This window comes from Aldersonia sp. NBC_00410 (assembly GCF_026342035.1).
GTDB lineage: Bacteria > Actinomycetota > Actinomycetes > Mycobacteriales > Mycobacteriaceae > Aldersonia.
The window spans coordinates 126191-144537 of sequence record NZ_JAPENM010000005.1 but is presented as its reverse complement, the minus strand read 5'-3'; the positions used below and the strand labels follow the sequence as shown (position 1 = coordinate 144537).

Below are 18347 nucleotides of genomic sequence, written 5' to 3'. Positions count from 1 at the left end.
CGTCAGATTCTGTTGGACGCGAGAAAGTGCCGGCTCACCACGCCGAGTGCGATGATCACGAACAGGATCACCACGCCCGGCAGAGTCGTGAGCCACCACGCGGTGGCAATGTAATTCCGGCCTTCGGCCACGAGCAGCCCCCATTCGGGCGTGGGCGGGGGCGCGCTGTAACCGAGGTACCCCAACGCGGCGATCGCAAGGATTGCGGCACTGAGATCGATGACCGCGAGTGCAACCACCGCACCAAGCGCATTCGGCAATATGTGCCTGCGGATCACCGAGTTTCGGCTTGCGCCGGAGAGAAACGACGCCTCCACGAAGTCGAGCGAACGCACACGCAGCACCTCGGATCGAATCACCCGGGCGAAGATCGCGATCGAGCCGATGCCGACACCGATTCCGACGGACAAACGGCCGGAACCATAGGCGGTGACGATCCAGATCGAGATCAGGAAGCTCGGCAACGACAGCAGCACATCACTGATGCGCATGCCGACGGCGTCGACAACGGGTCCGGAAACGCCGGCCAGGATGCCGATGACGCTGCCGACGACCAACCCCACCGCGACCGCAAGTCCCGCGGTCAGCACCGTCTGCGACGTGCCGTAGATGACTCGAGCCAGCACGTCGCGGCCAAGGTGATCGGTCCCGAACCAGTGCGACAAACTCGGTGGCTGAAACTTCTCGGCGTGGTTGCCCCTGAGCGGATCGGAGTTCGTGAAGAACCCCGGGAAGAACGTCCACAGCACGGTCAGAAACAGCAATGCACTCGACAGCAGGACCGATATCGGTAGTGCGCGTATCTTGGCGGCGATGGCTGCGGGCCTGCCGCGTTTCCGTACCTCCACCTGCGGGGCGAGCGTCGTCGATTCGGTCAATTGAAACTCCCCAGCCGAGTATTGAAACCCTTGCTCTGCGTCCTGGTCACCCGTGGATCGAGGATCGGATAGATCAAATCGACCACGAGATTGATAACGACGATGACGACTGTCGTGAGCAGCACGAGGCCCTGGATCAACGAAATATCCTGGTTTGCCACACCATCCATGAGCACCGAGCCCAGGCCCGACCTCGAGAACACGGTCTCGGTGATGACGGACCCGGCTAACAGTGCGCCGACCGTCGTGGCCGTCACCGTGAGCGCGGGGCCCGCCGCATTCTTGAGCACATGCTTGCGGATCACCCACCACGGCTTACCGCCCTTGGCGCGCGCGGTATTCACATGCGGCAGTTTCATCGTGCTCTCGGCGTTCTTGAGTAGCACCTGCGCGATGGGCGCCGAAATCGGCACGGCGAGAACGAGCGCCGGTATGACGAACGACAGCACCGAGCCATCCGGAAACAGCGAGAACAGACCCAGTTGGACCGAGAAGATCTGCAGGATCACCAATCCCAGCCAGAACGTCGGCACCGCGCTGAACAGCGGCGGGATGTTTTGCACTATTTTTCGCAGCCAGGCGAATCTGCTGGTCGTGCACAGCACCACGATCCCGACGGAAAAGACGAGCGCGAACACGGTCGCGGTCAGTGCCAGCTTCAATGTCTCACCGACAACATCCCCGATCCGATCGAGCACCGTCTGCCCGCTCGAGAGCGAGAAGCCGAAGTTGCCGGTGAGCAATTGGCCCAGCTGGCCGAAGTATTGCGCGATCAGCGGCCGGTCGTATCCATAGAAGCTCTTGACCTGTTCGACAATCTCCGGGTTGTAGTACGCCTCGCCCTTCGCCGCGAAGATCTCTGCGGGATTGGAGGGCAGGAAGGCGACTCCCCAGAAGACCACTGTGTACGCGAGCCACAGCACAAGCACGGACTGGCCGATCCGTGTCAACGTGTATCGCAGCATTACTCGTCCCTCATGTTCCGGCTAGCCCGATACCTGGGATGCCTTCCAAGCACTCTGGAAAAGTGGCTCGGTAAGCGTGTCGAAATCGATGTGTAGGTCCTGCGACGCGGCGTGGACCTGCACCTCGTCCCACAGCACAAGGGCGAGGTGCTTGTCGACAATCTGCTCCTGCACCTGACCGAGGACTTCCTTCTGCTTTGCCGCGTCGGTGCTCGACAGTTCATCCGTGGACAGGGCGATCAAGTCGTTATCGGGCACGAACGTCATCGTGTTCTTATCGCGACCGAACAACAGCGACAGGCCGTTGTTGTATCCGGTGCGGGTGCCCAACAGAGGCTTGGTCGGATCGGAGATCGCGATGTTGTACGCCGTCGTGTCCCCAGCAAGGTTGACGAGACTGATGCCGAGTTCTCGCCATTGCGACTCAAGGAACTCGACGGCCGGACGCATGACAACGCTTTGCACCGAGGCGGAGAGACTCAGCGCGAGCTTCTTGCCGTCCTTTTCGCGGATCCCATCCGACCCGACCTTCCAGCCGGCTTCATCGAGTAGCCGCCTGGCTTCGTCGGGGTCGTAGGCGATCTCCTTGCTGAGATCGGTGAATGCTGGATCGTCGTGATTGAGCACCGAATCCGCTGCCTGGTAGTTGTCCGACAGGACGGTGTCGACGAGCGCTTGACGGTCGATACCCAACTGCAGCGCTTTGCGAACGCGGACGTCGCTCACTTCCTCGTTGCCGATCCGCACGGCGGCGATGTTGCTCGTCAGCAACGGCGCGGTGACGGGAACTACCTGCTTGCCCGCCGCGGTCAGCCCGGCTTCGTCGGTCGGCTGAATCCCGCGGGCCACGTCGACCTGCTTCGACTGCACCGCACCGGCGCGCAAGCCCGGTTCACCGATGGCACGGATTTCGAGCTTGTCGAGGTACGCAGCGCCCTTGTTCGGCGACACCGCGGGCGGCCACGCGTAACCGTCGCGGCGCTTCAGCACGATCTTCTGATCCGGCACCTGCGATTCGTACACGAATGCGCCCGAGCCGACGACGTTCTCGATCTTGGCTTGGTTCTCGTAATTCAGCGCCAATGTCGAGAGTCCGCGGATGCCCGCGCGGTGGCCGGCCAGTGCCCGGTAGAAGTTGGCGTTCGGCTTGCTCAGGAAGACCGTGACGGTGTTTCCGGCCACTTCGCTGCGGTCGTAGCCGACGAAATCGGTGAATGCCGGAATCTTCTTCTCCTGGTCGCCCTTGCCGACCTGGTCCAGGTTCGCCTTCACGACCTCGGCGGTCAGTGGGGTTCCGTCGCTGAATGTGACGCCGTCGCGAATCTTGAAGGTGTACTGGGTGGCATTGTCGTTGCGCGAGAACTCCTCTGCCAGCCATGGTGTGATTGCGCCATTGCTCGGGTCGACGTAGACAAGGCGATCGACCACCTGCAGTAGGAGGTTGCCAGTCGAGTAAAAGCCGCTGAGCGCGTCGGTGACGAACATGACGTCGGAGTAGACGACCGTTCCGCCCTTCTGCGGATCGCCGCTCGGACCGTCTGTGGCGGCAATCTGCTGGCCTTGGGAGCAACCTGCCAGAACTCCTGCGGCGAGGACGCCGGCGACCAGTATTCGTGCTCGAAACATCGATCCCTCACTGTGTCGATGGCTGCCGAATTTTCGGAGCCAAATACCAACTAACGAAATTTGTTGACCGGGGCTGCTTTACGCGTCATACGAGAACGGCACTGTCGGTGTCGCTTTCGGCATAGGAACGCTTGTAGATGCCCTTCTTCTGCAGCAGCGGCACGACATGGTCGACGAAGTCGTCGAGACCGCGCGGGGTGATGGCGGGGTTGATGTTGAACCCGTCCACCGCACCGCTGATGAACCATTCTTCGATCCGATCCGCGATGTCCTCCGGCGTACCGACGAACCGCAAGTGGCTGTTGCCGGAATCGGTCAGCCTCAGTACGTGCCGCAGCGTGACATCTGGATCGGAAGCGAACCGACGGATCGCTTCGTGGAAACTCACGCTGCCTTCGACATCGGCAAGTTCCGGAAGGCGTTCGACCGGGAAGGGCGCGTCGATCTCGACACCACTCAAGTCGACGTCGAGTCGTTGCTCGAGCGACTCGATTCCGCGCGCCACCGGATTCAGGTCACTGATCTCCTCGTGTAGCCGCTCTGCCTCGTCTCGCGTGCTTCCGACGATCGGAATCAGGCCGGGCAGTACCTTCACCGGTGGTCTCGTCGACCCGAATCGGGCCTGCAGCTCGCGTAGGGACGTTCGGAAACGTCGCGAATGCCCAATGTCCTGCTGCACGGTGTAAACGGCGTCGGCATACTTGGCCGCGAGACGCTTACCTGCCTCGGATGACCCGGACTGGTAGAGCAACGGCCGACCTTGCGGGGACCGTGGCGTGTCCAGCGGACCCGCGACCGAGAAGTACTTCCCGCGATGGTCGATCGGAGTGACCGCCTGCGCCCGGACCTGCACTCCCCCGACCTTGTCCAGTACGACGGCGTCCGGTGCCCAGCTGTCCCAGAGCCGCTGCAGGACATCGATGTACTCGTCCGCGCGCTCATACCGGTCCGCGTGGGACGGCAGCTCCTCGAATCCGAAATTTCGACCGGCAGCAACGGATCCGGTGGTGACAATGTTGACGCCCGCCCTCCCCTTGCTCAGGTGGTCGAGGGTCGCGATCTGTCGTGCGATGTTGTACGGATGGGTGAACGACGACGAAATCGTCGCGATCAGAACGATCTTCGACGTCAGCGGCGCCAGCGCGGACAGCAGCGCAACCGGCTCGAGCGGGGAGAACAGGTACGACCATTCGTTCTCCGGGATCGCGGGGGTATTCGCGATGAACAGGCCATCGAACAACCCTTTCTCGGAGGTCTCGGCGTATCGCCGGTAGTAGTCGAGGTCGAGTGCGCCATCCGGTTGCGCGGATGGGTGACGCCAAGCCCCCTGCGTGAATCCGATGGCGCGGATCACCGAATTCAATATCAGCTTCGACATACGGTTGTGCGCCACTTTCGTTCGAGACAGTCATGACCGAATGGGTCGGGTCCGACAATATGGGCACGGCCCGGCAGCGCGAATATTTCCGATCACGCTGAGTGCAGGAGCCACAAACGGTCGCTCGCGACGGATGCCGCATGGCGCGCCGATTCCGGGAGGCGACGGAGCACCGGCGACGCTGCGCAACCGCGCTACTCTTCGCCGGCCCGGATCCCGTCACATCCCGCTACCAGCGGTCGCGGAGCGTCATGGCGACGAGGTCGTCGAGATACGGTGCGGCACAACACCCGTGGCCCTTCGCCTGCCTGGACTAACGTCATTGCGCGCGGATATCCTTGCGACATGCTCGAAGCAACGGAGTCGATGGTCCGGGCCGGGGTGCTGAACGTGGCCGTCCGCCGCAGTGGTGTGCCCGGCGGGTGGCCGGTCGTGCTGCTGCACGGGTTTCCCTATGACCCGCGCTGCTTCGACCGGGTTGCGGCGATCCTGTCCGGTGCAGGCGCCGATGTCGTCGTTCCGTACCTGCGGGGTTACGGGGCCACCCGATTCGCCAATGCTGCGACGCTCCGCTCCGGCGAACAGGCCGCGCTGGGCCACGATCTGCTCGCGCTGATCGAGGCGCTCGAACTCGATGCGCCAATCGTTGCCGGCTACGACTGGGGCGGGCGCGCCGCTTGCGTGGTTTCGGCGCTGTGGCCCGAGCGGGTGGCCGGATTGGTGACCGCAAACGGCTACAACATCCAGCACATCAGTGCGGAGACCACACCGAAACCACCCGCTGTCGAGCGAACGCTGTGGTACCAGTACTACCTGCATGGCGATCGCGGAAAGGCGGGCCTGAGCGCATACCGCGCCGAGTATGCCCGCCAGCTCTGGCAGGAGTGGTCCCCGACGTGGAAGTTCGACGACCGCGAGTTCGAGGCGACCCGTTCCTCGTTCGACAATCCCGACTTCGTCGACGTCGTCGTGCATTCCTACCGGCACCGCTTCGGCCTGGTGGACGGCGACCCCGCCTATCGAGCCACCGAGGCCCGACTCGACGCGCAACCGTCGATCACTGCGCCCACCATCGTCGTGGACGGCAACTTCGACACCGTGCGGCCACCGCTGCCACGCGAGCAGCATGAACACCACTTCACGGCCCTGACCGACTACCGCTGCCTGGACGTCGGCCACAACGCGCCCCAGGAGGATCCCGACGGATTCGCTCGCGCGATTACCGACCTGCGCTCGAGTCTCCAGAATGCGCCCTGCCGATGATCGGCAGCGTCGCTACGCGCGATGCAGGGCGAGTACGGGAATCGTCCGGACGCCGGCGGTCTTCTTCTCGTACTCGCCGAAGCCTGGGTAGCGGCGAGCCTGCTCGGCGTAGATCCGGTCGCGGTCGGCACCGGTCACTTCGCCGACGGTGACTGTGTAAGTTTCCGTCCCGCACTCGATCTGAGCCTGTCCGGCAGTGGTGAGGTTGTAGTACCACGCGGGATTGCTCGGCGCGCCCGCCTTGGACGCGAAGACGTAGATCGTGTCGGGATTCTGCTCGTCGGGCAGGTACATCGTCGGGGTGACGTTTTCGCGGCCGGTCTTGCGTCCTCGATGGTGCAACAAAACCATAGGCGCGCCTTCGAAATTTCCGCCGACCTTGCCCTCGTTCGCGCGGAACTCGTCGATTATCTTGCGGTTCCAATCGTCGTATTCACCCATATCCGATGTCCTTCCGTTCGGCGCGACGTGGGCGCCGGGATCGCGCGATGCAGAACCCAGCCCAGGCTACGTCCACCTGCCGGCGTCGATCCGGTTCACGGGTCGAGACATCAGCGCGTTTTGCCCATCGGGCGCACCGTGAGAATCTGCGACGAGGTGCCGATGGGCCCGCGGTGGTCGTGGATGATGCTGTGGGTGAGGCCGATTCCGTCGGCGCCAATGCTGACGGTCGTGTCGAACCCGATCCACTCGCCGTCCGGTTCCGCGAACATATGGGCGGTGAGATCGAGATTGGGAAACAGGATTTCCGCGGGTTCGAGGCGTTCGGTCATGCCATTGGCGATGTCGAGCAGGCCGATCGCCCGAGCCAGCGGCGTACTGTCCTCGTTGGCCACGAGGGCCACCGGTGTCCGCACCCAGAACATGGCTCGACCGGCGTCGACGCGGTGGCGGCGGACCTCGGCAGATGCGATGAATCCGCCCGGCCATACCGTGGTCGGATCCCAGGCCGGTAGTTCCTCGCGCGGCGACAGCGCTGGAAAATGGGTGTGCGCGAGGGGCGCGGTGTCATATTTGCGTATCAACCAGGCTCGGGCGACCAGGGCCGCTCGGCCCGCATGCCCGAGGGTGGCCTCGACGAGTTCGATGGTGTTGCCGGGCCGCAGCACCCGCAGGGATGCCTCGATCTCGCCTACGGGCATGGTGCCGAGGATGTCGAACGAGAGTCTGCCCGTGGACATCGCGTCCCCGTGACGCCGCATTCGGTGCTGCTCGACGATATGGGTGGCCAACCCGAGTGCGGGGGCGATGTGCTGCTCGTCGGTATTCCAGGCACCGCCGGTATGGGTGGTCGCGACCAGCGTCGACTCGGACGTCCGCTTGAAGTAGTACGTGGGCAAGCTCGCGGTATCGGGTGTCGAAAGCATGCACAGTCCTTCGGCGGTCGGGCCCTAGCGGCGCAGCGTGTCCGACGGCGCCACCCCGAACCGGCGCCGGTAGGCCGCCGCGAATCGGCCGGTGTGGGTGATCCCCCACCGCATCGCGATATCGGTCACCGTTGTCGTCCCGGGATCGGCGGCCGCCAGGTCCGCGTGGATGTGGTCGAGGCGGACGTCGAGCAGATATTCGCGCGGCGCTACCCCGACGTACTCGTGGAAGGCCTCTTGCAAGCGGCGCACGCTCACCCCGGCGACCTCCGCCATGTCGGCGGCGGTCCAGGACTGGCTCGGATCGTCGTGGAGTCGGTCGAGGACCCGTTTGACGATGCGCGGGCGCACCGGCGCGGTGCTCTCCATCGCTCCTGGCATCACGGCGAGAACGAAAGCAGTGGTCACCGCGCCGGCCAGCTGATCGGCGACGAGCGGATTCTGTAGCAGTGCGTCCTCGGCGCGCACTTGTGCGACCACCGATTCGAGCAGCGTCGTCCAGCTCCGTCCGGCCGGAGTGCTCAGGTCGACCTGTGCGGGCAGATGCAGATCCGGCCGTCCGGTGACCCGGGCAAGTTCCCGATGCAGGTAGTCGCGGTCGAGTTTCACGCCGACGATCTCGCAGTTCTCCGTCCACCGGGTGATCACGGCGTCGGTATCGGGTGCGAAAACGGAGGCCTGCCCCGGCTCGGAGTAGACCTCCTGCCCACCGCTGATCGACTCGATGTGCCCACTTACCGGGATGTTCACCGCATACGCGCCGGGATGTTGGGTGCGCACCGAAACCTCGGCTCCCCACCCGATCCGTGCCAACCGCAGCGCACCGAGCTGGGTCGCGCGAACGTTCAGGCTTGGGCTCGTGCCCGCCTCGATCGGACGCAGTACGTGCGGAAAGTACGCGTCGGACACAGCGTGTTCGGCCGCTTCCCAGTCCCGCTCCTCGCGCTCGGGGGCTTCCCGAGAGCCGCTCGGCATCCGCACATCCTCCAACCCGTCGCACCCGCCGACAGTGTGAGCCGCACCACTGCGATTGGCAACCGTGATCGGTCGCGCAATCCGGATCGCGGCCGCGTTCAGCGGATCGCCGGGACGTCCCGGCCCTCCTATGTTCTACGTCACACAGTCCCGAAAGCGCTTCCGACGTGCACCAGAGGAGCCCCGCATGACGCCCTTCATGCTGGCCGTACAAGCCAAACTCGACGGCGCGCCCGCCGTCGCCCCCACCACCGAACCAAGCCGGTCGCGGACCGTTGCGGCCGCGGCCGATGTCCAGGTGATCGTCCGATCACTCGCCGAACAACTCGTGTCCGAGGCGAACGCGGTGCTGCGCGACCGCGGACCGATGTTCGAACTCACCGACGACACCGGCCCCGGACAGTTCACCTTTACCGTGCGCTGTCGCGATCGCGCCGCCCGCATCACGACCGTGATCAGCGGTCACCGCGCCGTCGCCGGCCTGACCGCGCCGGGCATCCCCGGCACCGAGACCCGGGAACTGTCGGGCGAGGACGAACTGCAGGCGCTGCTGCTGAGCCTGCTCGCCGAACCCGCCGGCACACGAAATTAGGAGGACACCATGCAGTACGAGCTTCGCTACCAGGTGATCGAAGCAAAACGGCACACCTACCAGAACATCATCGACCGGTTCGGCGACGAGCCCGCCAGCCGCTACCTCGAGGGCACCCTCGACATCGAGCCGCGCGACATCTTCCACTACCGCCCGACCTGGGATGCCGAGCGCGATCTCTACGACGCCCGGTACAGCGCCCTGCGGCTGACCGACCCGTATTCGTTCCTCGATCCGCGCCAGTTCTACTACACGCCCTACGTCACGGCGCGGGCCGCGCACCACGACGAGTTCGGCAAGACGCTCGGCTATGTGGAAAGCCGCGACCTGATGGTCAGGATGCCGCAGGCCTGGCAAAACATCGTCGGCTCCGCGGTGATCCCACTGCGCCACTACGAATCCGGCGGCCAGTTGATCAGCGTTGCGGGCTCCCGGTTCGCATTCGGCACCTCGATCGCCCAGTGTGCCAGCTTCGCGGCGTTCGACCGGATCGGCAACGCGCAGATGATCTCCCGGATCGGACTGACGCTCGGCGATGGCACCGCGGAAGCGCTCGCTACCGCCAAGACCGAGTGGATGGCGGCGGCGCACCTGCAGCCGCTGCGCTCGCTGATCGAGCACATCATGGTGGTCGACGACTGGGCACAGGGCCTGATCGCACTCGACATCACCGACAGGCTGATCTACCCGCTGCTCTACCGCGGTCTCGACGACACCGCGCTGCTCACCGGCGGCGGCGCCTACAGCCTTGTCGCCCAGCACTTCACTGCCTGGTTCGCCGATCAACGCAAATGGATCGACGCGCTGCTGAAGTCGTGGACTACGGATCCGGAGACCGCGCCAGACAACGTCGCGGTGCTGGCCGACGTGCGGGATCGCTGGCGCCCGGCGGCGCTCGATGCCGTCGCGCCGATCGCGGCATTCGTCGACGAGCAGCTTCCCGAGGCAGGTGCGACCACGCTCCTGGCCGACCTCGACGCCGCCGAAACCGACACGTGGAAAACAATTTTGGGAGCACAGGCATGAGTACCGAGACCACCCGACTTGTCGGCATCGACCTGCAGGAGTCCGAGGAGAACCGGGCGCTGATCGAGGCGATCCGCTCCGACAATCCGGACATGACGGTGCGTCACCTGCCCGGACTGGTCAAGCTGCAGTCCCCCGGGCACATCGTGATCAACCGGGAGACCGTCGAAGACAAGCTCGGCCGGGAATGGGAAACCGGCGAATTCCAACTGGCCATCGTGTCCTACGCCGGCAACTTCTCCGAGTGGGACGACGACCAGATCATCGTGAAGTGGGAGCACTGACATGACCATCGACACACCGGCACCCAAGACCACCCCGCGCAAAAAGAAACTGCCACTCAAGCAGCGCTACTCGCTGCTGACCCGCGACCTCGACTGGGATCCCAGCTACGTCGACAAGCAGGAACTGTTCCCCTACACCAGCTACGAGGGCATCAAGGTGCACGACTGGAACGGCTGGGAAGATCCGTTCCGGCTGACCGTCGACGCTTACTACAAGTACCAGGCCGAGAAGGACAAGCGCCTGTATGCGGTGCTGGACGGTTTCGCGCAGAGCCAGGGACACCTCACGTTGTCCGAGGCGAGCTACCTGAACTCGCTCAAGCTGTTCATCCAGGGCGTCACCCCGCTCGAGTACGCGGCTCACCGCCACTTCGCTTATCTGGCAAGGTATCTGGAAGGCCCGGCACCACGCTTCGCCGCACTCTGCCAGAGCGTCGACGAGCTGCGGCACTGCCAGACCCAGATCCACACGATCAGCAACTACAACAAGTACTACGGCGGCTTCCACAGCTGGACCAAACAGAAGGACCGGGTCTGGTACCTGTCGGTGCCGAAGTCGTTCTTCGACGACGCCATGACCGCGGGGCCGTTCGAGTTCCTCATCGCGATCTCGTTCAGCTTCGAATATCTGCTCACCAACCTGCTTTTCGTGCCCTTCATGAGCGGGGCGAGCTTCAACGGCGACATGCCGACTATGTCGTTCGGCTTTTCCGCACAGTCCGACGAGAGCCGGCACATGACCCTCGGCCTCGAGGCGATCAAGTTCCTGCTCGAGCAGGACGAGGCCAACGTGCCGATCATCCAGGGCTGGATCGACAAGTGGTTCTGGCGGGCGTACCGGGTCGCGGCCCTGGTCGCCGCGATGATGGACTACATGCTGCCGCGGGAGGTGATGAGCTGGAAGGAAGCCTTCGAGCTCTACTTCGAGGAACAGATGATGGGCGGATTGTTCCCCGATCTCGAGTTCTACGGCATCAAGCCGCCGCGGCACGTCGACCTCGCGATCGCAGAGAAGGATCACCTGTCACACCAGGCCTACAAGATCCTGCACAACTTCTCCTTTGCCGCTGCGTTCACCACGCACACGCCGACCGACGAGAAGATGGCCTGGCTCTCGGAGCAGTACCCCGACACCTTCGACGAGCACTACCGGGCCACCTGGGAAAAGCACCAGAAGATCGAGGCCGAGGGCGGCCGGGTCTTCGTACAGGGTCTGCCGCAGCTGTGCCAGGTGTGCCAGATTCCGATGGCGTTCACCGAGCCTGATGATCCGGAACGGATCTCGTTCCGGCACAGCGAGTATCGTGGCGAGACCTTCCACACCTGCAGCGACGGCTGCCAGTGGATCTTCGACCGCGAGCCGGAGAAGTACGTGCAGGCGTGGCTTCCGGTGCATCAGATCTACCAGGGCAACTGCGGCGGGCCCAGCGTGCCCGAAGTACTGGACTGGTACGGCATCCAGCCCGGCGACAACGGCGAATACCACGGCTCACTCGACGATCTGGCATGGCAGCAATGGCACAGCGACGACAAGACCAAGCACGACGATGGCAAGGAGGCCTGAGATGGCCGTCAAGGCGCTCTACGACTACAACTTTCCCTCGGCGGACCGTGCCGAGCTCTTCGGTGACGACGAACTGGTCTACGTGCACTGGCGGGGCAACCTGCTGTTCTCGGCGGCCGGCTGCTTCCGGGCCCCGAAGGCGATGACGTTCGGCGATTTCCGCGCCGCCATGGTCGACGCCTGGGCCGGCTCCGACCCGGACTACGACGCAACGCAGGTACGCGACTGGCAACTGTTCGACGAACCGTTGAACGCCGACCCGAACGCCACGCTGACCGAGCTGGGTATCGGGCACAAGGCCCTGATCTCGTTCACGACCTAGGAGCCGGCTATGACGAGTTACACGGTCTCGATCGAGCCGATCGGCGTGGACATCCAGTGCCGCGACGACCAAGCCGTGCTCGATGCGTGTCTGCGCGAGGGTATCTGGCTGCCACACGCCTGCACACACGGCACCTGCGGTACCTGCAAGGCCGAGATACTCGACGGCGAAGTCGATTTCGGCGACGCGTCGCCCTACGCCCTGCTGGAGAGCGAACGCGCGGAGGGCGCGGCGCTGATTTGCGTGGCCAAGCCGCGCAGCGACGTCACCATCGAGGGCGATGTCGACGCAGAGGAGGGCGTCGACGTGCACCCGGTGCGCGATTACAGCGGCATGATCGAATCCGTCTCCGACGTCACGCCGACCGTGCGCCGGGTGATCATCGCGGTCGACGAACCGGTGGCGTTCAACCCGGGCCAGTACGTGCTGCTGCGCACTCCGTCCGGCGACGAGCGGCCGTATTCGATTGCCAGCACTCCGCAGGATTCGAGCCGAATCGAGTTGCACATCAAGTTGTCCGAAGGCGGGTTGTGCACCGCGGGCTGGGTATTCAAGAACCTCGCCGGGGGCGACCGGGTCGCGTTCTCCGGGCCCTACGGCCGGTTCTCGTTCCGCCCGCTGCGCGAGGAGCCGATGCTGCTGCTCGCCGGCGGCACGGGCCTGGCCCCGATGAAGTCGATGATCCGCCACATCGCCGAGACCGGCGCCGAGCACGAGGTGGTGCTCTATCACGGCGTCGCGACCGTCGAGGAACTCTACGACCGCGAGTGGTTCGCGGAACTCGACGCCGAGCACGACTGGTTCAGCTACCGCCCGGCAGTCTCCCGCGAAGAGTGGCAGGGTCGCACCGGCCGGGTGCCGACATTGCTCGCGCAGGACTATCCGAAGGCCGCCGGAAACGTCGCCTACATCTGTGGCAGCCCAAGCATGGTCGCTGACACCATGAAGGCGTTGATGAATGCAAGGCTGTTCCCTCGCAACATCTATCGGGAGGATTTTTTCGACTCGGCCGACCGTGCGAACGGTAACAACGTCGTGCGCAGCCCGCTGATCAAGCGATAGCCCGCCGCGGTGGACCTTCGGTTATCTCGCCGTACGACCGATACTCGCCGCGGCCACCTGTGCCGCGGCGACCAGTGAAGCCTTGTTTCGTCCCAGCGCGGGGACGACGATGCCCAGCGCGGCGACCACGTAGTCGTCCACGCGGACCGGTACGGCGACCGAGCATGCGCCCAGGGTCATTTCTTCGACGGTCGTCGCATAGCCCTGCTGCCGGATCTGGCGAAGCTGCCGGTCCAGGACACCAGGAGCCACGATGGTGTGCCGGGTAACCGGATGTAGATCCGACAGAACCGCGTGGCGGATGTCGTCGGGGGCATGCGCGAGCAACACCTTGCCCACTCCGGTCGAGTGCAGCGGAAGCCGGCTTCCGACCCTGCTGACCACCGGAACCGACGTGCGGCCGGACAGTCGATCGAGGTAGAGAACCTGCGTTCCTTCGCGGACCGCCAGGTGAACCGTCGCGAGGGTGGCGGCGTACAGATCCTGCATGAACGGCGCGGCCACTTCGCGCAGGCCGGACTGGATCGGCGCGAGTAGGCCGAGGTCCCATAGCCGTCTGCCGATGACGAAAGCGTTGTCGGGTCGACGGACCAGGGCACCCCAGGCGACGAGTTCCCGGACCAACCGATGCGCGGTCGGCACCGGAAGGTCGGCGCGCTGCGCGATCTCGGTGAGCGTCAGTGCCCGGTGGGCAGCGTCGAAAGCGCCGAGCACCGCGAGTGTTCGGGAAGCGACCGACTGGCCGGCCCGACCGGCGTTCCCCGCCATTCACCTCACCCTCGGTAACTCGATTCCACTCAGTGAAATCGAGCGTACGGGGAGAGTCAGTCGGTGGAGTCGGTTTCGGCCAAGACTCCGGAGGCGATCCGGAATGCGGTATTCGCGTCGGGGACGCCGCAGTAGATCGCCGACTGCAGCAGTACCTCCTTGATCTCGTCGCGGGTCAACCCGTTCCGCAACGCGGCACGGACATGCATTGCCAACTCCTCGTGGTGACCGCGGGCGATGAGTGCGGTGAGGGTGATCATCGAACGGCTGCGACGGTCGAGTCCCGGCCGCGTCCAGACGCTCCCCCACGCGAATTCGGTGATGAGCTGCTGGAAGTCGCGGGTGAGATCGGTGATCGCCGCGGTGGCAGCGTCGACATGCTTGTCGCCGAGCACTTCACGGCGCACCGCCATGCCCTCGTCGTATCGGGTCATCGATCCGCTCCTCTGCTCACGGCCGCAGCGCGGGAGAGCTCGGCCTCAATGAATTCGTCTGTGGCACCGAGGTATTCCGCGGCGGGTGCATTGCCGGCAATGGCGGCCATCGTTCGTTGCTCGGAACGCACCGCGTCGCCGGCAGCGTCGATGTTGGCGCGCATCCGGTCGCCGTGGACCTGGAGTCCGGTGACGAGTGCGCTGGCCTGACTGCCCGCAACGACGGTGCGCCGCACCAGCGTGCGCAACGTCTCCCATTCGACATGCCATGCGCCCGAGGAGCGCTCCTCCAGCGCATCCGCTGCGGAAACGTGCAACGACGCCCCGAGCGACGGTGCCGCCAGAGCGGCGCGCCGGATCAACACGGAAAGGACCGGATTCGCCTTGTGCGGCATGGTCGAGGAGCCGCCGCCGGCGCCCTCGGAAAGCTCACCGATCTCCGGCCGAGACAGCGTCAATACGTCGTTTGCGAGATGACCCCAGGCGTCGGTGCAACCCAGCGCGGCATCACCGCATCGGGTGATCGAGGTCCGAACCGTGTGCCACGGATTCGCCGACGACAGGCCCAGCTCACGTGCTGTCGCACACCCAGCCTGGACGGCAATCGTGGCCGGGTCGTCGAGTGACCCGGCGAGTTCGGCCACGGCCGCCAATGTGCCTGCGGCACCTCCGATCTGTGCCGGAAACTCGAGTCGCTCGAGCTGCTCGTGAGCGTCGAGGATGCCTCGCAGCCACCCGGTGACCTTGAGCCCGAAGGTCATCGGGACCGCGTACTGGGTGAGGGTGCGCGCCACCATGGGCGTTGCCCGATGCTGCACCGTGAGGTGCGCAAGTACGGAGATCTGTTCGGCGAGGTCGGCCTGGATCTGCGCGAATGCCTCGGCAGCGCACAGCATCAGCGCGGTGTCGATGACATCTTGGCTGGTGAGGCCGCGGTGCAGCCAGTTCGCCGCGGCACTGTCGCCCAGGCCGTCGCGTAGCGTCCGCACAAGCGGGATCACCGGGTTGCCGCCCGACTCGGCGGCGACCGAGAGCTGTTCGACCGGTACTTTCCCGGCCAGCCCCCGCAGGTGTTCGGCACTCACCCGAGCGCTCGCCGGTGCGACGCCGACCTCGATCAACCCCGAGGACCATGCGGCCTCGACGGCGATCATGGCATCGAGGAAAGCGCCGTCGGAGAAGATTCGACCGGCGCGATGGTCACCCGGCCACAGCAGGTCCGTCACCGTTCGCGGTGGTCGAGGAAGACGGTTTCGTCATCGCCCTGCAGACGGATGTCGAATCGGTAGCCGTCGTCCTCCGCTGTGGCGACAAGCGTCGATCGGCGTTCGCCGGGAACGGAAGCCAACAGCTTGTCGCCGGCCAGCGCGGCAGCGTCACTCGGGAGATAGGCGCGGGTGAAGAGCCGGTCGAGTAGCCCTCTGGCGAAAACGCAGACCGAGAAGAACGGTGCCGAGCCGGGTGTGACCGGGCCGGGCACGACCGTGGCGAAGGTGTAATGCCCGGTGCGGTCGGTCTGCACCCGGCCCCAGCCGGTGAAGGTGAAGCCATCTCGCCGCAGCGACCCCGGTGCACGGCTGATGTTGCCGTTCGTATCCGCCTGCCAAATCTCGATCAGCGCGTCGGGTATCGGTTGTCCGGCTCCGTCGAATACGGTGCCGTGCAGCCGAATCCGATCCGGATGTCCCGGCGGGACCAACTCGGCCCCGCCGTCGAACGGGAGCGCGTAGTGAAAGAACGGGCCGACGGTCTGGCCCGGGGTGGGTGCGAGATTCATCGCTGCTCCTCCATCGGGGTCTGGCCGGCGCCGGTGAGCACAATGTCCCAACGGTAGCCCGTGCACCATTCGTGCTGGGTCAGATCGTGGTCGTAGTTGGCAACGAGCCGGTCGCGCGCCTGCTTGTCGACGATTGCCTGGTAGATCGGGTCCAACGGGAACAGCGGATCGCCGGGAAAGTACATCTGGGTGACGAGCCGCTGCGTGAAGGCCGTACCGAATACCGAAAAATGGATGTGCGCCGGTCGCCAGGCGTTGTGGTGGTTCTTCCACGGGTAGGGGCCGGGCTTGATGGTGGTGAACTTGTACCACCCGTCCCCATCGGTGAGGCAACGGCCGACGCCGGTGAAGTTCGGATCGATCGGTGCAGGATGCTGATCGCGCTTGTGGATGTAGCGGCCGGACGCGTTGGCCTGCCACACCTCGACCAGTTGATTGCGGACCGGACGGCCCGCGCCGTCGAGAATCCGACCGGTGACCACGAGTCGTTCACCGATGGGATCACCGGCGTGCTGGATGGTCAGATCGGCCTCGAGCGGGTCGACGTCACGATGACCGAACGCCGGTGACCACAGTTCGACTCCCTCCGGGTCGGCGTGCTGAAAGTTCTTGGTCGGGTGGCGAAGCAGACTCGACCGGTAGGGTGCGAAATCCAGGCGTGGCGCGGTCTCCGGGATCGCACCCGCCGCCTGTGCCGCGGCGTAGTCCGAGCCGATGTGGGCGATCTCCTCGCTGATCCGCTGTTGCGATCCCTGCGCCGCATCCGAGGAGACGGCACTACCCGTGCCGACGACGGTCGACTCGGCCTCGTTGTTCGCCATCAGTGGTGTGGCCATCCTGTGTAACCTTCCGCGAGATAGGTGGAGCCGGCGTTCGACGAGATCAGGGTTTGCAGTTCCCCAAGCTGTCGCTGTTCATCGAAATCGGTTGCCCCCGAGACGCGATGCAGCATGGTCGTCATCCAGTACGAGAAGTGCTGCGCCTTCCACACCCGAGACAGCGCGCGCTCGGTGTAGCTGTCCAGCGCGTCGCCATCGCCTTTGTCGATCGCACGCTCGATGACTTCCGCGAGCACTCGGACGTCCGCGAGGGCAAGGTTGAGTCCCTTCGCCCCCGTTGGTGGCACCGTGTGTGCCGCATCCCCGGCCAGCAGCAGTCGCCCGTGGCGCATCGGCGATTGGACAAAGCTGCGGAATGGCAACACGGTGCGCTCGAGTACCGGACCGTCCTGCAGTCGGAACCCGTCGCTCCCGGCCAAGCGGGAATGCAGTTGATCCCAGATGCGATCGTCGGACCACTGCGCGGGATCCTCGTTCGGATCGCACTGGAAATACATGCGCTGCAGCGTGTCCGTGCGCTGACTGATCAGCGCGAAACCCTGCGCCGCGCGGGTGTAGATAAGTTCTGGAGCACTCGGTGGGGCCTGCACCATCACGCCGAACCAGGCGAACGGATACTCCCGGTAGTACTGCCGCGCATTCTCGACCAAATCGCGGCACACGCTGCGCGACCCGTCGGCGCCGACCACGAGATCGGCCGCGATCTCGTGCCGGGCACCTGCTGCGTCGGTGTAGGTGACGACCGGGGAGTCCAGGACGCCGGTCACCTCGGTGTCGAGGATCCCGTACCGGAGGTCACCACCATCGCGGGTACGCGCGCGGTGCAGGTCGACGAACACCTCGGTCTGCGGATAGAGCCACACCGACGCTCCCGTCAGCTTCTGAAAGTCGATCCGATGACTGACCCCACCGAAACGCAAAGAGATTCCCCCGTGCTCGTGGCCGTCGGTCAACACGCGATCCGATGCCCCCGAGTCCACGAGTAGTCGGACGCTGTCACGCTCGAGAATGCCCGCCCGGTGCGTGGTCTCGATCTGTTCGACCGTCCGGTTGTCGACGACGACACTCTCGATCCCCGCGATGTGCAGCAGATGCGACAGCATCAAACCCGCGGGCCCACCTCCGACGATCGCCACCTGTGTACGGGTGCTGCTGTGCACACTCATCAACTACTCCGCTCCTGTGACGTGACGCGCTAGCGCCAACCTAGGAGGTCTGGCTCACAGG

At 64.9% G+C, this 18347-nt stretch carries 20 protein-coding genes; 7 read left to right on the top strand and 13 right to left on the bottom strand.

Annotated elements, in window-relative coordinates; genetic code table 11:
* Positions 1 to 2 precede the first annotated feature (2 nt).
* From OG921_RS13390 to OG921_RS13375, 4 genes are all read right to left on the bottom strand, one after another.
* The gene (locus tag OG921_RS13390; RefSeq protein WP_323182789.1) at positions 3 to 815 is read right to left on the bottom strand and encodes an ABC transporter permease; all 813 of its coding nucleotides are present in this window, start codon (positions 813 to 815) and stop codon (positions 3 to 5) included.
* 59 nt (positions 816 to 874) lie between these two features.
* A complete protein-coding gene (locus OG921_RS13385; protein ID WP_266112956.1) occupies positions 875 to 1843 on the bottom strand; it encodes an ABC transporter permease in 969 nt (322 codons plus the stop codon).
* A 21-nt stretch (positions 1844 to 1864) separates the two neighbouring features.
* Positions 1865 to 3469: an ABC transporter substrate-binding protein gene (locus OG921_RS13380; RefSeq protein WP_266112955.1), complete on the bottom strand. Its 1605-nt coding sequence runs from the start codon at positions 3467 to 3469 to the stop codon at positions 1865 to 1867.
* An 85-nt stretch (positions 3470 to 3554) separates the two neighbouring features.
* On the bottom strand, positions 3555 to 4847 hold the full coding sequence (locus OG921_RS13375; protein ID WP_266112954.1) for an LLM class flavin-dependent oxidoreductase: 1293 nt from the start codon (positions 4845 to 4847) through the stop codon (positions 3555 to 3557).
* 345 nt (positions 4848 to 5192) lie between these two features.
* Here OG921_RS13375 and OG921_RS13370 point away from each other — a divergent pair, with 345 nt between their 5' ends.
* Complete coding sequence (locus OG921_RS13370; RefSeq protein ID WP_266112953.1) at positions 5193 to 6110, top strand: alpha/beta fold hydrolase; 918 nt, start codon at positions 5193 to 5195, stop codon at positions 6108 to 6110.
* 12 nt (positions 6111 to 6122) lie between these two features.
* Here OG921_RS13370 and OG921_RS13365 read toward each other — a convergent pair whose 3' ends face one another.
* From OG921_RS13365 to OG921_RS13355, 3 genes are all read right to left on the bottom strand, one after another.
* Entirely contained in the window at positions 6123 to 6551 is a 429-nt protein-coding gene (locus OG921_RS13365; protein ID WP_266112952.1) for a nitroreductase/quinone reductase family protein, read from the bottom strand.
* Positions 6552 to 6661: 110 nt separating this feature from the next.
* Positions 6662 to 7477 carry a thioesterase family protein gene (locus tag OG921_RS13360; protein ID WP_266112951.1) on the bottom strand — a complete coding sequence of 272 codons (816 nt, stop codon included), beginning with the start codon at positions 7475 to 7477 and terminating at the stop codon, positions 6662 to 6664.
* A 24-nt stretch (positions 7478 to 7501) separates the two neighbouring features.
* Positions 7502 to 8452, bottom strand: a complete 951-nt coding sequence (locus tag OG921_RS13355; protein ID WP_266112950.1) for an AraC family transcriptional regulator — start codon at positions 8450 to 8452, stop codon at positions 7502 to 7504.
* 187 nt (positions 8453 to 8639) lie between these two features.
* Between OG921_RS13355 and OG921_RS13350 the strand changes: the two genes are divergently transcribed.
* The 6 genes from OG921_RS13350 to OG921_RS13325 are packed head-to-tail and all read left to right on the top strand — an operon-like array spanning position 8640 to position 13302.
* Entirely contained in the window at positions 8640 to 9044 is a 405-nt protein-coding gene (locus OG921_RS13350; RefSeq protein ID WP_266112949.1) for a hypothetical protein, read from the top strand.
* A 9-nt stretch (positions 9045 to 9053) separates the two neighbouring features.
* A complete protein-coding gene (locus OG921_RS13345) occupies positions 9054 to 10070 on the top strand; it encodes a phenol 2-monooxygenase (protein WP_266112948.1) in 1017 nt (338 codons plus the stop codon).
* Positions 10067 to 10354 carry an MmoB/DmpM family protein gene (locus tag OG921_RS13340; RefSeq protein WP_266112947.1) on the top strand — a complete coding sequence of 96 codons (288 nt, stop codon included), beginning with the start codon at positions 10067 to 10069 and terminating at the stop codon, positions 10352 to 10354. Before OG921_RS13345 ends, OG921_RS13340 begins: the two co-directional genes overlap by 4 nt.
* A 1-nt stretch (position 10355) precedes the next feature.
* A complete protein-coding gene (locus OG921_RS13335; protein ID WP_266112946.1) occupies positions 10356 to 11918 on the top strand; it encodes a YHS domain-containing protein in 1563 nt (520 codons plus the stop codon).
* A gap of 1 nt (position 11919) precedes the next feature.
* The gene (locus tag OG921_RS13330; protein ID WP_266112945.1) at positions 11920 to 12240 is read left to right on the top strand and encodes a phenol hydroxylase subunit P4; all 321 of its coding nucleotides are present in this window, start codon (positions 11920 to 11922) and stop codon (positions 12238 to 12240) included.
* A gap of 9 nt (positions 12241 to 12249) precedes the next feature.
* On the top strand, positions 12250 to 13302 hold the full coding sequence (locus OG921_RS13325; RefSeq protein ID WP_266112944.1) for an NADH:ubiquinone reductase (Na(+)-transporting) subunit F: 1053 nt from the start codon (positions 12250 to 12252) through the stop codon (positions 13300 to 13302).
* A 21-nt stretch (positions 13303 to 13323) separates the two neighbouring features.
* Here OG921_RS13325 and OG921_RS13320 read toward each other — a convergent pair whose 3' ends face one another.
* Genes OG921_RS13320 through OG921_RS13295 form a run of 6 tightly spaced genes read right to left on the bottom strand, consistent with a single transcriptional unit; the run spans position 13324 to position 18289 of the window.
* Positions 13324 to 14070 carry an IclR family transcriptional regulator gene (locus OG921_RS13320; protein WP_266112943.1) on the bottom strand — a complete coding sequence of 249 codons (747 nt, stop codon included), beginning with the start codon at positions 14068 to 14070 and terminating at the stop codon, positions 13324 to 13326.
* 56 nt (positions 14071 to 14126) lie between these two features.
* Positions 14127 to 14504, bottom strand: coding sequence for a 4-carboxymuconolactone decarboxylase (gene pcaC, locus OG921_RS13315; RefSeq protein ID WP_266112942.1), 378 nt, complete (start codon positions 14502 to 14504; stop codon positions 14127 to 14129).
* Positions 14501 to 15730: a lyase family protein gene (locus tag OG921_RS13310; RefSeq protein ID WP_266112941.1), complete on the bottom strand. Its 1230-nt coding sequence runs from the start codon at positions 15728 to 15730 to the stop codon at positions 14501 to 14503. Before OG921_RS13310 ends, pcaC begins: the two co-directional genes overlap by 4 nt.
* Complete coding sequence (pcaG, locus tag OG921_RS13305; protein WP_266112940.1) at positions 15727 to 16281, bottom strand: protocatechuate 3,4-dioxygenase subunit alpha; 555 nt, start codon at positions 16279 to 16281, stop codon at positions 15727 to 15729. The genes OG921_RS13310 and pcaG overlap by 4 nt, the downstream gene beginning before the upstream one ends.
* Positions 16278 to 17117, bottom strand: a complete 840-nt coding sequence (pcaH, locus tag OG921_RS13300; RefSeq protein ID WP_266112939.1) for a protocatechuate 3,4-dioxygenase subunit beta — start codon at positions 17115 to 17117, stop codon at positions 16278 to 16280. Before pcaH ends, pcaG begins: the two co-directional genes overlap by 4 nt.
* Positions 17102 to 18289: a 4-hydroxybenzoate 3-monooxygenase gene (locus OG921_RS13295; RefSeq protein WP_266112938.1), complete on the bottom strand. Its 1188-nt coding sequence runs from the start codon at positions 18287 to 18289 to the stop codon at positions 17102 to 17104. Before OG921_RS13295 ends, pcaH begins: the two co-directional genes overlap by 16 nt.
* Between the last annotated feature and the right edge of the window lie 58 nt (positions 18290 to 18347).

What these genes read in the sequence shown, in the direction of transcription:
- OG921_RS13340 (WP_266112947.1), top strand. Translation starts at nt 10,067, where the DNA reads ATGAGTACCGAGACCACCCGACTTGTCGGCATCGACCTGCAGGAGTCC.
- pcaG (WP_266112940.1), bottom strand. Translation starts at nt 16,281, where the DNA reads ATGAATCTCGCACCCACCCCGGGCCAGACCGTCGGCCCGTTCTTTCAC.
- OG921_RS13360 (WP_266112951.1), bottom strand. Translation starts at nt 7,477, where the DNA reads ATGCTTTCGACACCCGATACCGCGAGCTTGCCCACGTACTACTTCAAG.
- OG921_RS13325 (WP_266112944.1), top strand. Translation starts at nt 12,250, where the DNA reads ATGACGAGTTACACGGTCTCGATCGAGCCGATCGGCGTGGACATCCAG.
- OG921_RS13380 (WP_266112955.1), bottom strand. Translation starts at nt 3,469, where the DNA reads ATGTTTCGAGCACGAATACTGGTCGCCGGCGTCCTCGCCGCAGGAGTT.
- OG921_RS13335 (WP_266112946.1), top strand. Translation starts at nt 10,356, where the DNA reads ATGACCATCGACACACCGGCACCCAAGACCACCCCGCGCAAAAAGAAA.
- OG921_RS13350 (WP_266112949.1), top strand. Translation starts at nt 8,640, where the DNA reads ATGACGCCCTTCATGCTGGCCGTACAAGCCAAACTCGACGGCGCGCCC.
- OG921_RS13385 (WP_266112956.1), bottom strand. Translation starts at nt 1,843, where the DNA reads ATGCTGCGATACACGTTGACACGGATCGGCCAGTCCGTGCTTGTGCTG.
- OG921_RS13375 (WP_266112954.1), bottom strand. Translation starts at nt 4,847, where the DNA reads ATGTCGAAGCTGATATTGAATTCGGTGATCCGCGCCATCGGATTCACG.
- pcaH (WP_266112939.1), bottom strand. Translation starts at nt 17,117, where the DNA reads ATGGCCACACCACTGATGGCGAACAACGAGGCCGAGTCGACCGTCGTC.
- OG921_RS13365 (WP_266112952.1), bottom strand. Translation starts at nt 6,551, where the DNA reads ATGGGTGAATACGACGATTGGAACCGCAAGATAATCGACGAGTTCCGC.
- pcaC (WP_266112942.1), bottom strand. Translation starts at nt 14,504, where the DNA reads ATGACCCGATACGACGAGGGCATGGCGGTGCGCCGTGAAGTGCTCGGC.
- OG921_RS13370 (WP_266112953.1), top strand. Translation starts at nt 5,193, where the DNA reads ATGCTCGAAGCAACGGAGTCGATGGTCCGGGCCGGGGTGCTGAACGTG.
- OG921_RS13345 (WP_266112948.1), top strand. Translation starts at nt 9,054, where the DNA reads ATGCAGTACGAGCTTCGCTACCAGGTGATCGAAGCAAAACGGCACACC.
- OG921_RS13320 (WP_266112943.1), bottom strand. Translation starts at nt 14,070, where the DNA reads ATGGCGGGGAACGCCGGTCGGGCCGGCCAGTCGGTCGCTTCCCGAACA.
- OG921_RS13330 (WP_266112945.1), top strand. Translation starts at nt 11,920, where the DNA reads ATGGCCGTCAAGGCGCTCTACGACTACAACTTTCCCTCGGCGGACCGT.
- OG921_RS13355 (WP_266112950.1), bottom strand. Translation starts at nt 8,452, where the DNA reads ATGCCGAGCGGCTCTCGGGAAGCCCCCGAGCGCGAGGAGCGGGACTGG.